The organism is Thiorhodococcus minor (genome assembly GCF_010820565.1).
GTDB lineage: Bacteria > Pseudomonadota > Gammaproteobacteria > Chromatiales > Chromatiaceae > Thiorhodococcus > Thiorhodococcus minor.
Window position 1 is genome coordinate 1 of sequence record NZ_JAAIJQ010000119.1, and the last position, 12,390, is coordinate 12,390.

The window sequence follows — 12,390 nt, forward strand, 5'->3', positions numbered from 1 at the left end:
ACCTCGACAGGATTCACAATCGCTTGCTTGTCGCCGCAGTCGCCATCGGACCACGTCCCGAGCGCTGGCTCCGTCAAGCTGAGGAATCTTGCTAATCAGGAACCCCCTTTCCCGCAATCGCACCCAACTAGTGCCGGGGGGCGGGGGCATGCGAGGCATCGCGCGAGTAGCCGGGATGATTTCGGAATCCAGAGGAGGCGATCGTCGGTTTCAGCGAATCATTGGGGCGCGATTAAGCGCTTGCGGGGCAAAAGGCGGTTTTAGAGGGCTTGCCTGCCTTCTCAGGCGGCCATTTCGGCGAGTTTCGCTTGATGGAGGGTGATACGCCGGACATTGATCCAGGCGGCCCTGCAGAATGCCCATAGCTGCACGCGCACCTTGCCTCGGTACTTCAACTTCTTGTTGCGGGTGTGGTAGACGAGCTGAAAGACGCTCGCCTCGACATTGCAGCGGCGGTTGAACAGCTCACGCGGCAGCGTCTCGGTGCGCCGTCGGCACTCGTGGCATTGATGGTGGCAAAAAGGTCAAAGGGCGCAAGCGCCACATCGTGGTCGATATTCTCGGCTATCTCCTACACGTCTCGGTGCATGCGGCCAACCACAGCGATACCGTCGCGGCGTGTCCTGTGCTCGAACGCGCAGCGGAGAAACACCCCACGATACGCGCTTTCTCCGGCGACGCAGGCTACCGTGGCACGGCGGTGAAGTGTGTCGATGAAGTCCTTGGGCTTGAGCTGCACATTTCGCAGAAAATCCAAGACCAATGGGCCGTGCTGCCCAAGCGCTGGGTGGTTGAGCGCACCTTCGCCTGGCTCGGTCCGTTTCGACGCTTGAGCAAGGATGTCGAGATTCTTACCGCCACGGCCGAGAACATGATTCGCATCGCGATGCTGAAGAAAACGCTTGCAAATTGTGTCTGAGCTTTTTCCAGACAGGCTCTGAACCGAACGTACAGCCTGGCCACGGGGTGTGACAAGAGGCCCTGAATAGTTACAATGCGTCTTGGCGGAAGGTTCGCTGCTCGGCCGGCTTGGAGGAGAAGAATTCGCCGTGCTGCTTCCGTTTACGGGGGGCGAAGGGGCGATCCACCAAGCGGAACTGATTCGTGAGCGCGTCGCGGCGACGGTCGTCGCGATTGAGGGCGACATCCGCCTCAGCTGCACCCTTAGTATCGGCGTGGGTCACGATCGCGAATCGTCGTCACTGGATCACCTACTCAAGTTAGCGGACGACATGCTCTATCACGCCAAGGGCGAAGGCCGTAACCGTATCGTCCTGCGATGTGAGGATTTCTCTGCATGTGCCGCCACCAGTTAAATGGGGCGTCGATGCGGTAGTGTGTGTCCCATCACAGTTGGCGAAAGCTCCCTTCCGGCAAACTCTCGTCCAGCCAGATCTGAGCGTTGAGTCTCCTCCGAAGGCCCAAGATCGGCCCGGCCATATAAGCGAATTATAATGATCGCAACATCCTGTCAAATCTAGAGACATGAACGCGTTAGCGATCGCTTATATGCACAAGAATCGACTCTTGCGAGTGGGCTCGGCGTCTAACGTCTCGATTCCGGTGCGCAGTCGCCAGGACGGCTTCTTGAACGTTCGGTAAGGGACAAGAGGGTCCGGGACGGCAGGACGGCTGTCTCCTGACTCCTGACTCCTGACTCCTGACTCCTGACTCTCTGGTGATGGGTTTCGCGTTCTCTCTAGCCCGAGATCGCGTAGGTCGGACAGATTCCCGGGACGCCAAGAGGGATAGCCCTCGGACTCGCGGATTGGATAGCGGGTGCTTAGGCTCGCGGTACATCCATCCGTGCTCCCCGGCGCAAGGCTGCTCCGAGATCCAGGCCTCAAGTCCGCCAATACGGTGGCGATCGGTTGGCAATGTGCTTACCGGCCCCGCCCTGGCAAGCAAACTCAAGGCGAGCCCAATGGTGAATCAAGCGCTGCGATCCTTCCTCCGTGATCTGCCCCGAGGGTCGGACCTCGGTCCAATGGGGGTGGGCTTCCTAGGTGCTGGCGGCGTCATGGTCAGCGCGGGTCTCTCACCGCTCAGCCTCGCCATCGCGTGCCTGCTCGCGGCCGTCGGGGGGGTACTTTCCTGGTGGCAGTCCGGACGTAGAGATCGAGCGATTTCACTTCTCGAAGAGCGATGTCAAGAGCGTCTGGCCGCGCAGCGGGCACAGCTGGAGTCCCAGGTCGCGGAGCTCGAGCGCCTGGGTCTCGAGCTCTTCCCCATTCTCGCAAGCCAGATCGAGGCATCGCGCAGCCTGACGGAGCGGAGTATCACCGGGTTGTCCGGCCAGTTTTCGCGGCTGGTGAATCAGCTCCAGGACGTCATTCAGACCACGCATGGCAAGGACATGGCTGATGGCGGGATCGCCGCCCTCTTCACCACCAGCCAGTCAGAGCTGCACACCGTGGTGGAGTCCTTGATGGCGCTGCTCGCGCGCCAGCGCGGTCTGCTCGAGCAGGTTCAAGAGTTCTCCGCTTATGCCGGCGATCTCGACGCCATGGCGGGTGAAGTACGCAAGGTAGCCGCGCAGATCAATTTGCTGGCACTCAACGCCGCTATCGAGGCGGCGCGGGCGGGCGAGCATGGGCGCGGTTTCGGGGTGGTGGCCGACGAGGTCCGCAAGCTGGCTGGGTCGTCGTCGCAGACCGGGGAGCGGATCAGCGAGAAGGTCGGGATGGTCAAGACCGCCATGACGAAGACCTTGGACCTGGTGCAGCGCTCCGCGGTGTCCGACGCCCAGCTCGTGGAGACCACCGAAGATACCATCCAGCGGGTGATGTCCCGCCTGCAGGCGACCGTCACCGAGGTAAACGCCGACGCGGAGACGCTGCGCGAGAGCAGCAGCGCCATCAGCGACGAGATCGGCTCCGTCCTGGTCGATCTGCAGTTCCAGGATCGTACCAGTCAGATCCTCGGTCATGTGTGCGACAGCCTGAAGCGCGTCGAGCACAGGCTGAAGGATGCCGGATCTGCTGAAGCCGGCGATCGGGACCGCGACGGCATCCGGGTCGATGAGCTGCTGGAGCAGATGCTAAGCGAGTACAGCACCCACGAAGAGGTGCAGTTGCACAAGGGTGTGCGCGACAGCGCCAATGTCCGGGACGAGGCGGCCGCGGAGATCACCTTCTTCTGACGGCCTCGGCTCGCGGCCAATTCAATCAGCCTAGGGGATACAAGATGGGTAAGACTATTATGATCGTGGACGACTCGGCGTCCCTGCGTCAGGTGGTCGGCATTGCCTTGAAAGGTGCCGGCTACGATGTCATCGAGGCGTCCGACGGCAAGGATGCGCTCGCGAAGCTGACGGGCCAGAAGATCCATTTGATCGTCAGCGACGTCAATATGCCGAACATGGACGGCATCACCCTGGTACAGGAGGTGAAGAAGCTCCCGCAGTACAGGTTCACCCCGATCATGATGCTGACCACCGAGACGGAGTCCGATAAGAAGGCCCAAGGCAAGGCGGCGGGAGCCAAGGCCTGGCTGGTCAAGCCCTTCCAGCCGCCGACTCTGCTCGACGCCGTCTCCAAGCTGGTCCTGCCCTAGCGGGCACTGGCCTCATCCGATGCCCGTCATCTGGGCGTCGAGAACCCATTGATCTTGAATGCGCGATCCGGTCCTTGGTGAATAGAGTCCTGGGCCTTGATCAGTGACCGGGCCGGCCGCCTACTGGTGGCGGTGGCAGCGGCGCTCCCGCTGTCTGGTGTCTGTCCGGCCGCATGGGCGATGTGATGATCAAGGTCGAGCCGTGCTTCCCGAGGGGGCGACGCGAGGGGAGAGGATGACGATCCATTTAGAAGAGGATGGGGAGACCTGTCGTCTGGCCATCGAGGGCGAGATGAGCATCTACGAGGCGGCCGATCACAAGAACGGCCTCTTCGAGCGGCTCGAGGGCTGCAGGGAGATGGTGCTGGACCTGTCCGGCGTCGGCGAGCTCGACAGCGCCGGACTGCAGCTCCTGCTGATGCTCAAGCGCGAGGCCGAGGCCGGGGGCAAGCGGCTGCAGCTCGTCAATCACAGCCAGGCGGTCTACGCCGTGCTCGAGCTGCTCAAGATGGAGCAGCACTTCGGCGACCCCATGGTGATTCCGGCCGAGTGGAGGACGCCATGACCAACGACCCCAGGGAGGCCTTCGTCCAAGAGGTGGACGAGCTGCTCGAGGCCATGGAGTCGGCCCTTCTGTCCCTGGAGGAGACGCCAGAGGATCCCGAGCTGCTGCATACCCTGTTTCGGGCCATGCATACCATCAAGGGGACGGCCGGTGTCTTCGGCTTCGACCCCATCGTCGACTTCACCCATCGGGTAGAGGGCGTGGTGGACGGCCTGCGCAGCGGTGAGCGAGCGCTCGACGAGCCCTTGATCGCCATTCTACTGAGCTGCCGCGACCACACCTTGGCATTGGTTCAGGCCGTGCTCGAGGGCGAGGATCCCTCCCAGGTGTCTGCGGACCTGCTCGGCCGAGGTCAGCAGCTGCTCGATCGGCTGTGCCCGGAGCCCGTCGGCGATCTCACGGCGCCTGTGGCCAGCGCGCCCGACGGATACGGGGCCGCCAAGGTGGAGAAGCTGGCCGGACGCGAGGCGGCGGACGACTACTGGATCATCTCGCTGGGCTTCGGCCCAGATGCCCTGCGCAACGGCATGGATCCCTTGTCATTCCTGCGCTACCTGGGCTCGCTGGGGGAGATCGTCGATATCGCGACGCGCACCGATCGCCTGCCCCCGCTCGCGGACTTCGATCCGGAAAGCTGCTACCTGAGCTTCCAAATCGGCTTTCAGAGCGACGCCGACAAGGCGACCATCGAGGGGGTGTTCCAGTTCGCCGAGGACGATTGCGAGATCGACATCCTCCCGCCACGCTCGAAGATCGAGGAATACCTGGCCCTGCTCGACGATCTGCCCGAGGCCCAGGTCCAGCGCCTCGGCGAGATCCTGGTGAAGATCGGCGCACTCACCGAGAAGGAAGTCGCGCAGGCCCTCGCCGCGCAGGCGGCGGACCAGGCGAGCGCAAGGCCGCTCGGCGAGATCCTGGTCGGGCGGCACGATATTCAGCGCTCGATCGTGGAGCAGGCCCTCGACAAGCAGGAGAAGTCCAAGAGCCGCGTTGCCCAGGAGGGCCGCTACATCCGCGTCGACGCGCTCCGTCTCGGTCAACTGATCACCCAGGTGGGCGAGCTGGTCATCAACACCGCGGCCATGCGGGTCGCGGTCCAGCGTCGGGATACCGACGACCTCCAGGAGGTGGTCGAGCGCGTAGAAGCCCTGGTGGGCGACATCCGCGACAACGCCCTGCAGCTGCGCATGGTGCAGATCGGGGAGACCTTTTCACGTTTTCGCCGCGTCGTCCGCGATGTCAGCAAGGAGCTGGGCAAGGAGATCGACCTGGTCGTCACGGGCGGTGAGACCGAGCTCGACAAGACCGTGGTCGAGAAGCTCAACGACCCGCTCACCCATCTGGTCCGCAACGCCATGGATCACGGGATCGAGACACCGCAGGAGCGTCTCGCCTGCGGCAAGCCGGCCAAAGGCACCCTGCAGCTCAATGCCTACCACGATTCCGGCCGCATCCTGGTCGAGATCCGCGACGACGGCGCCGGCCTCGACCCGCAGCGCATCCGCGCCAAGGCCGAGGCCAGGGGGCTGGTCGAGCCCGAGCGCAACCTGACCCCACAAGAGACCTTCCGCCTCATCTTCGAGCCTGGCCTCTCGACCAAGGACGAGGCTAGCAGTCTGTCGGGACGAGGCGTCGGCATGGACGTGGTGCGGCGCAATATCGAGGCGCTACGCGGCAGCATCGAGCTCGATAGCCAGCCCGGGCAGGGCACCAAGGTCAGCATCTCCCTGCCCCTCACCCTGGCCATCATCGACGGTTTCCTGGTCGGAGCAGGTGGTGAGCAGTACGTGATCCCGCTGGCCCAGGTGGCCGAATGCGTGGAGATCGGACGCGAGCAGGCGCTCACGCACGGCGATCGCCATCACGTCAACCTGCGCGGTGAGGTCCTGCCCTATCTGCGTCTCAAGGAGTTCTTCGGCATTCGCTCCGGGGCGGCGCGCAAGCTGCGCGAGAGCCTGGTGGTGGTGCGCGTCGGCCACGCCAAGGTTGGACTCATCGTGGACGAGCTGCACGGCGAGCTGCAGACGGTGATCAAGCCCCTCGGGCGGGTCTTCGAGAACCTCAAGGGCGTCGCCGGGGCCACCGTCCTGGGAACGGGTGACATCGCACTGATCCTGGACGTGCAGCAGCTGACGGCCCTGCTGCAGGCTCATCCACAGCCACAAGCGGTCTCGGGCCGGCACTGAGCTTAGCGAAATCAAGGGGGATATTTAGTGTTCAAGAATATGAAGATCGGCGTTCAGATCGGCCTGGGCTATGCTCTGGTGGCCGCGCTCTTGGTGGTGGTGTCGCTGGCCGCCTTCGTCGGCCTGAGTCAGGCGGTCAACTCCTTTGGGGATTACCGCCAACTGGCCCGTCACGCCAACCTCGCCGGCCGGGTGCAGGCCAACATGCTCTTGGTACGCCTCTATGCCAAGGACTATGTCCTGAAAAATAGCGATGAGGCGGTCGCAGCCTTCAAGGAGCGTTACGCCACCCTGAGCGAGCTGGTGGCCGAGGCGCAAACGGAGATCCAGGAGCCGGCGCGGGCGGAGAGGATCGGCCTGGTGGCCCGCGAGATCGGCGGTTATGACAAGGCCTTCGACCAGGTCGTGGGCTTCGTGCAAGAGCGCCACCAAGTGGTCAAGCAACGTCTGGATCCCAACGGCCTGGCGATGCGCGAGGCCATGACGGGCATCATGACCTCCGCAAACGCCGACCAGGACGCGGAGGCGGCCTATCTTGCCGGACGCACCCAGGAGGCCCTGCTCCTGGCGCGTCTCTATGTGGCCAAGTACCTCACCACCAACCTCCGCGAGGACGAGGAGCGGGCGCAGAAGGAGCTGAAGGAGAACCTGACCGAGCGGGCCAGGGAGCTGGACGCGAATCTGCAGAATCCGGAGCGGCGCCGCCTGCTCGCCACCTTCTATGCGGCGAAGGAGGCCTATTCCGGCGCCCTGACGGAGATCGATCGTATCATCACCGAGCGCAACGCGGTCATCGAGGGCCAGCTCGACCGCATCGGCCCGGTGGTGGCCGACGCGACCGAGGAGGTCAAGCTCTCGCTGCAGGCCGATCAGGACGTCCTCGGCCCGAGGGTCGAGAAGCAGAACGCGGTGACACAGACAATCGTCGTGGCGGTGTCGATCGGCGCCATCCTGGCCAGCCTGTTGCTCGCCTGGGTGGTCACACGCGTCATTACGAGACCGGTGCGCGAGGCACTGGGGGTCGCGCAGGCGGTCGCCGAAGGTGACCTCATGGTGGAGGTGCCGGACCGCGGCAGGAACGAGGTCGGCCAGCTGCTCGCAGCCATGAAGCAGATGGTTCAGCGCCTGACCGAGATCATCGGCCAGGTACGCTCGGGTGCCGACAACCTGGCCAGCGCCTCCAACGAGGTCTCGGCCACGGCGCAGTCGATCAGCCAGTCCGCGACCGAGCAGGCCGCCGGGGTGGAGGAGACCAGCGCCTCGGTCGAGCAGATGAACGCCTCGGTGCAGCAGAACGCCGAGAACGCGCGGGTCACCAACGGCATCGCCACCAGTGCCGCGGAGGAGGCCGGAAAGGGTGGCGAGGCCGTGGCGCGCACGCTCGCGGCGATGAAGGAGATCGCCGACAAGATCGGGCTGATCGAGGACATCGCCTACAAGACCAACCTGCTCTCGCTCAACGCCGCCATCGAGGCGGCGCGCGCCGGCGAGCACGGCAAGGGCTTCACCGTGGTCGCTGCCGAGGTGCGCAAGCTCGCCGAGAACAGCCGCGCCACCGCCCAGGAGATCAACGAGCTGGCCAAGGGCTCGGTATCGGTGGCCGAGGAGGCGGGCCGGCTGCTCGAGCAGATGGTGCCCAGCATCCGCAAGACGGCCGACCTGGTGGAGGAGATCACCGCCGCCTCGGGCGAGCAGTCCGGAGGCATTGGTCAGATCAACGACTCCATGGGCCAGCTCGACAAGGCCACGCAGCAGAACGCCTCGGCCTCCGAGGAGCTGGCGGCCACGGCCGAGGAGCTCAGTGGTCAGGCCGAGCAGCTGCAGCAGGCGGTGGCCTTCTTCCAGCTCAGCGCCGCGGCCGCCCCGCCGAGCGCGGCACCTCTGGCCAAGGGCGCCAAAGGAGCCGAAGCGGCGGGCTCGAGACCCGCGGCGGCCGTCGTCAACGAGCTCGAGTTCGAGCGTTTCTGAGGGGCGGTGCCATGAAGGACTTGACGACCCGGCTGGCCAGCGGCGAGCCGGCCTCCGGTGATGACGGGGCCAGCCAATACCTTACATTCCGGGTGGCCGACGAGCGCTATGCCATCGATATCCTGGACGTGAAGGAGATCATCGAGGTCGGGCGGCTGACACGGGTGCCCATGACCCCGGATCATATCCGCGGGGTCATCAATCTGCGTGGTCGCGTGGTCGCTGTGGTGGACCTGGGTGCCCGACTGGGCAAGGGGGTCAGTACCCTGACCAAGCGCAGCAGCATCGTGCTGGTCGAGGTCGCATCGAACGAGGTCGAAGCCAACGGCGAGCAGCAGTTGCTGGGCATGCTGGTGGACGAGGTCAACGAGATCCTGGAGATCGCTGCCGACCACCTGCAGCCCGCGCCCGACTTCGGTACCGAGATCCGCACGGACTTCATCCACGCCATGGGCGAGGTCGACGAGGGATTCATCATCCTGCTCGACGTCAACCATGTGCTGTCGGTCGACGAGCTGGCGCGGCTGGGGGAGATGGCCGCCGCTGCCACCGAGCGGCCGGCGGAGGTCTAGATGTGCGCCCAGGTGCTCGGGCCGCTCCCAGCCCTGCCGCTTCGCGGCTGGTGTCAGAGCTTGCGTCTCACCCCAGCCAGGTGGATGAGCGAGAGCGACATCCACCGAATTCCGTGCCGCAGTTGATGGTCGGCGCTGCGCTTGTCCACCCACAGGAGGCAAACGGCCGAAACCATGATCAATGCGCGGTTCACTTCCGCAAGTCGCCGAGCCGGACGATGCGATGACCAACACCGGACTCCCATACCCATGAGCACGGAGACCACCATGGTCGCGCAAGCCTTCACCGAGGCCTATCGGCATGACCCGGCGGCCATGACGGACGCCGAGATGGACTGGTTCCGCCGCTTCATCTACGAGCACGCGGGGATCTCGCTGGCACCGCACAAGCGCCATCTGGTGACCGGCAGGCTGAAACGGCGGCTGCTCCATCACGGACTCAGCAGCTATCGGGACTACCAACGACTGGTCGAGCACCCGAGCGAGGCGCAGGAGCGCCAGATCATCGTCGACCTCCTGACCACCAACGAGACCTATTTCTACCGGGAGCCGGCGCATTTCCAGCTCTTGCGCGATGAGGTGCTGCCGCGCTATCGCGGTCGACGCTTCCGTGCCTGGAGTGCGGCCTGCTCGACTGGGGAGGAGGTCTATACCCTTGCCATGGTGCTGGCCGACGTCCTGGGCATGGGCGATTGGGAGATCTTGGGCTCCGACATCAGCGAGACCGTGCTCGCCAAGGCCCGGGCGGGGCACTATCCGATGGAGCGCGCTCGCGGCCTACCTCCCGAGCTGCTGCGCCAATACTGCCTCAAGGGCGTACGCTCGCAGGCCGGCACCCTGCTCATCGACCCGCGTCTGCGACAGCGCGTGCGTTTCCAGGCGATCAACCTGAAGCGCCCCCTGCCGCAGCTCGGCAAGTTCGATCTCGTGCTCTTGCGCAACGTGCTCATCTATTTCGATCTGCCCACCAAGCGCGAGGTGGTGCAGCGAGTGACCGAGACCCTGGAGCCAGGGGGCCATCTCATCACCAGCCACGTCGAATCCCTGCACAAGGTGACCGACTCACTGAGCATGCTGCGCCCGTCGGTGTTTCGCAGACTTCAGGGGAGCCCATGATGACCCCCTCGCCAGGGGGCGCTGAGGCGCGTATTACCCTGCATCCCGGCGACTATGAGGTCAGCGCGCAGCCGGTCAGCTTCACGACCCTTCTCGGCTCCTGCGTCGCCGTCTGTCTCTACGATCCGGTCCGCGGCGTCGCGGGCATGAACCACTTTCTGCTCACCGATCGCCGCTACGCGCTCCAGCAGCCGGTGCTGGATTCCGAGGCCGGACGTTACGGCATCCATGCCATGGAGCTGCTGATCAACGCCTTGCTGAAGCTCGGTGCGCAGCGGCGGAGCCTCAAGGCCAAGGCCTTCGGGGGGGGGAACGTCTTGGGCTCATCCTGTGACGACCCGAGCGGCTTTCCGTGCGTGGGGACCGCCAACATCCGTTTCGTGCGGGAGTTCCTCGAGAAGGACGGCATCCCCTTGGTCGCCGCCGATCTGGGCGGGAGCTTCGGACGCCAGATTGCCTTCACGAACCTGGACTATTCGGTGCTCGTGAGAAAGATCAGCCCATTGAAGGCGCGGGAAGTGGTCCAGGAGGAGCGGATCTACTGGCGCGACCACCTGCAAGGCGGCGATGTCAATCGGCCCGATTACTGGTGAGAAGCGGTGTCAGCCACCAGCGGCCGGCTTACAGCTTGGCGCTACCTGCGCTTGAGACGGCGACCAGGATTCGACCGCCTGATGCGTGGGAGCGGCGCCTCGCCGCGATCCGGCGCTCCAACACTGGTGTGCCCTTCGGTCGATGGGTGAGCGGCTGGCTGGGGACAGGACCGCTCGGTGCCTGACGCGCCCTCGCCAATGGCTGGAAGCTGGCCGCTCTTCATCAGACTGAAGCCCGTGCGAAGGAAGGACCGGTGACCGATATCAAAGTGCTCATTGTGGACGACTCGGCGGTGGTGCGGCAGGTGCTGACCCAGCAATTGAAGGCCATCAGCGGCATCGAGGTCCTCGGCGCGGCCTCCGACCCGCTGTTCGCCAAGCGCTACCTCGAACGACAGCGACCGGATGTCATCGTCCTCGATATAGAGATGCCGCGCATGGACGGCATCACCTTTCTCAAGCAGATCATGCGGGAGAGCCCCATCCCGGTCGTGATCTGCTCGACCCTCACCGACAAGGGTGCGGACGTGACCATGGAGGCCTTGAGCGCCGGGGCCGTGGGGATCATCACCAAGCCCAGGGCGGGCCTGAAGGGCTTTCTGGAGGAGAGCCGGACGCAGCTGGGCGACGCGGTCAAGGCCGCCGCCCGGGCCCGGCTATCCACCCTCGCCACGCCGCCGCCGTCCACGCCAACGACGCCCAGGCTCGGCGCGGGTGCGGTGGTCCCCGAGGCGCCCAGCCGGGCGCTGTCCGAGACCACTGACCGGCTGGTCGTGATCGGTACCTCCACCGGTGGCACCCAGGCCCTGGAGCAGGTGCTCACCCGCCTGCCGCGTATCTCCCCGGGGATCGCCGTGGTCCAGCACATGCCCGGGGCCTTCACCGCCGCCTTCGCGCGGCGGCTGGACAGTCTGTGCGAGGTGGAGGTCAAGCAGGCCGAGCCCAATGATCGAGTCCTGGATGGGCTGGTGCTGATCGCACCGGGCAGCCGTCACATGCTGGTCCGCCGCAGCGGCGCCCACTATCGGGTCGAGATCAGGGACGGCCCCCTGGTGAGCCGCCATCGGCCGTCCGTGGATGTACTCTTCCGCTCCGCGGCCCAGTGCGCCGGCCGCAATGCCCTGGGGATCATCATGACCGGCATGGGTGACGACGGCGCTCAGGGCCTCAAGGAGATGCACGAGGCAGGCGCCTTCACGGTCGCCCAGGACGAGGCCACCTCGGTCGTCTACGGCATGCCCAAGGAGGCGGTCAAGCGGGGCGCCGTGGACCTCATCTTGCCGCTGCATCGCATACCCGAGGTCATCGGTCAGGCCCGCGGCCTGAAACGGCGCGCGACCGGGGCGCCGACTTGAGCTGGATGTTCGGGTTGCCGCGAGCCAACGGCAGGGGGCGCCCAGAGTGGACAAGTGCGACGCGGTCCACCAACGGCGACGCTGGGCCCGCCGGTCTGCGCCATGTCGAACATCGCCATCAGCATCGATGATCCCAAGTGCTTCGAGGCCGCCCGAGCCGAGCGTCGGCCAGACGGGGAAGGCGGTGCGGATTGCGGCTCGGCGGCGGTGAGCGAGCAGGGGCGGGATATGGACCAGTCCGAGCGACGGACAGATTAACCTAAAAAGAGCACTTGAACCGCAAAGGGCACAAAGAGCGCAAAGGATTTCAATACCTTGTCTGCGAAGCCATGCTCACCCAGAGGATGAAGCGACGCGGCAATGCAAGCCTCTGTTTTTCTTCGTGTCCTTCGCGCCTTTGGTGTGCCAGGAGAAACCTGGCCAGTCTAGCAGCCTGCGAGGTGGCTGCCATGTGAACTGCTGATGAGACATGTAGCTGCG

At 65.0% G+C, this 12,390-nt stretch carries 12 protein-coding genes and 1 pseudogene; 12 read left to right on the forward strand and 1 reads right to left on the reverse strand.

Annotation, left to right across the window (positions count from 1 at the left end):
• Positions 1 to 281 precede the first annotated feature (281 nt).
• The gene (locus tag G3446_RS29300) at positions 282 to 476 is read right to left on the reverse strand and encodes a transposase (protein WP_164456065.1); all 195 of its coding nucleotides are present in this window, start codon (positions 474 to 476) and stop codon (positions 282 to 284) included.
• Between the two features lie 17 nt (positions 477 to 493).
• On the opposite strand from G3446_RS29300, the pseudogene G3446_RS23895 reads away from it, so the two are divergent.
• The 12 genes and pseudogenes from G3446_RS23895 to G3446_RS23950 form a co-directional block, all read left to right on the forward strand.
• Positions 494 to 919: pseudogene (locus G3446_RS23895) on the forward strand (transposase); the annotation flags it as partial.
• 82 nt (positions 920 to 1,001) lie between these two features.
• Positions 1,002 to 1,316: a GGDEF domain-containing protein gene (locus tag G3446_RS23900; protein ID WP_164456046.1), complete on the forward strand. Its 315-nt coding sequence runs from the start codon at positions 1,002 to 1,004 to the stop codon at positions 1,314 to 1,316.
• A 671-nt stretch (positions 1,317 to 1,987) separates the two neighbouring features.
• Complete coding sequence (locus G3446_RS23905; RefSeq protein ID WP_209262604.1) at positions 1,988 to 3,142, forward strand: methyl-accepting chemotaxis protein; 1,155 nt, start codon at positions 1,988 to 1,990, stop codon at positions 3,140 to 3,142.
• 44 nt (positions 3,143 to 3,186) lie between these two features.
• Positions 3,187 to 3,555 (forward strand): response regulator, encoded by a 369-nt coding sequence (locus G3446_RS23910; protein WP_164456049.1) that lies wholly within the window; start codon positions 3,187 to 3,189, stop codon positions 3,553 to 3,555.
• Positions 3,556 to 3,790: 235 nt separating this feature from the next.
• Positions 3,791 to 4,120 (forward strand): STAS domain-containing protein, encoded by a 330-nt coding sequence (locus G3446_RS23915; protein WP_164456051.1) that lies wholly within the window; start codon positions 3,791 to 3,793, stop codon positions 4,118 to 4,120.
• Positions 4,117 to 6,306, forward strand: coding sequence for a chemotaxis protein CheA (locus G3446_RS23920; protein WP_164456053.1), 2,190 nt, complete (start codon positions 4,117 to 4,119; stop codon positions 6,304 to 6,306). Before G3446_RS23915 ends, G3446_RS23920 begins: the two co-directional genes overlap by 4 nt.
• Positions 6,307 to 6,333: 27 nt before the next feature.
• Complete coding sequence (locus tag G3446_RS23925; protein ID WP_164456055.1) at positions 6,334 to 8,274, forward strand: methyl-accepting chemotaxis protein; 1,941 nt, start codon at positions 6,334 to 6,336, stop codon at positions 8,272 to 8,274.
• An 11-nt stretch (positions 8,275 to 8,285) separates the two neighbouring features.
• Positions 8,286 to 8,846, forward strand: coding sequence for a chemotaxis protein CheW (locus G3446_RS23930; protein WP_164456058.1), 561 nt, complete (start codon positions 8,286 to 8,288; stop codon positions 8,844 to 8,846).
• A 249-nt stretch (positions 8,847 to 9,095) separates the two neighbouring features.
• Positions 9,096 to 9,962: a CheR family methyltransferase gene (locus G3446_RS23935; protein WP_209262605.1), complete on the forward strand. Its 867-nt coding sequence runs from the start codon at positions 9,096 to 9,098 to the stop codon at positions 9,960 to 9,962.
• On the forward strand, positions 9,959 to 10,555 hold the full coding sequence (locus tag G3446_RS23940) for a chemotaxis protein CheD (protein WP_245232727.1): 597 nt from the start codon (positions 9,959 to 9,961) through the stop codon (positions 10,553 to 10,555). Before G3446_RS23935 ends, G3446_RS23940 begins: the two co-directional genes overlap by 4 nt.
• 254 nt (positions 10,556 to 10,809) lie before the next feature.
• Positions 10,810 to 11,910 (forward strand): chemotaxis-specific protein-glutamate methyltransferase CheB, encoded by a 1,101-nt coding sequence (locus tag G3446_RS23945; protein WP_164456061.1) that lies wholly within the window; start codon positions 10,810 to 10,812, stop codon positions 11,908 to 11,910.
• 54 nt (positions 11,911 to 11,964) lie between these two features.
• Positions 11,965 to 12,168, forward strand: coding sequence for a hypothetical protein (locus tag G3446_RS23950; RefSeq protein ID WP_209262606.1), 204 nt, complete (start codon positions 11,965 to 11,967; stop codon positions 12,166 to 12,168).
• The last annotated feature ends 222 nt before the right edge of the window (positions 12,169 to 12,390 follow it).

Coding starts and splice junctions, on each gene's coding strand:
- G3446_RS23905 (WP_209262604.1), top strand. CDS start 1,988: ATGGGGGTGGGCTTCCTAGGTGCTGGCGGCGTCATGGTCAGCGCGGGT.
- G3446_RS23910 (WP_164456049.1), top strand. CDS start 3,187: ATGGGTAAGACTATTATGATCGTGGACGACTCGGCGTCCCTGCGTCAG.
- G3446_RS23915 (WP_164456051.1), top strand. CDS start 3,791: ATGACGATCCATTTAGAAGAGGATGGGGAGACCTGTCGTCTGGCCATC.
- G3446_RS23920 (WP_164456053.1), top strand. CDS start 4,117: ATGACCAACGACCCCAGGGAGGCCTTCGTCCAAGAGGTGGACGAGCTG.
- G3446_RS23930 (WP_164456058.1), top strand. CDS start 8,286: ATGAAGGACTTGACGACCCGGCTGGCCAGCGGCGAGCCGGCCTCCGGT.
- G3446_RS23935 (WP_209262605.1), top strand. CDS start 9,096: ATGAGCACGGAGACCACCATGGTCGCGCAAGCCTTCACCGAGGCCTAT.
- G3446_RS23940 (WP_245232727.1), top strand. CDS start 9,959: ATGATGACCCCCTCGCCAGGGGGCGCTGAGGCGCGTATTACCCTGCAT.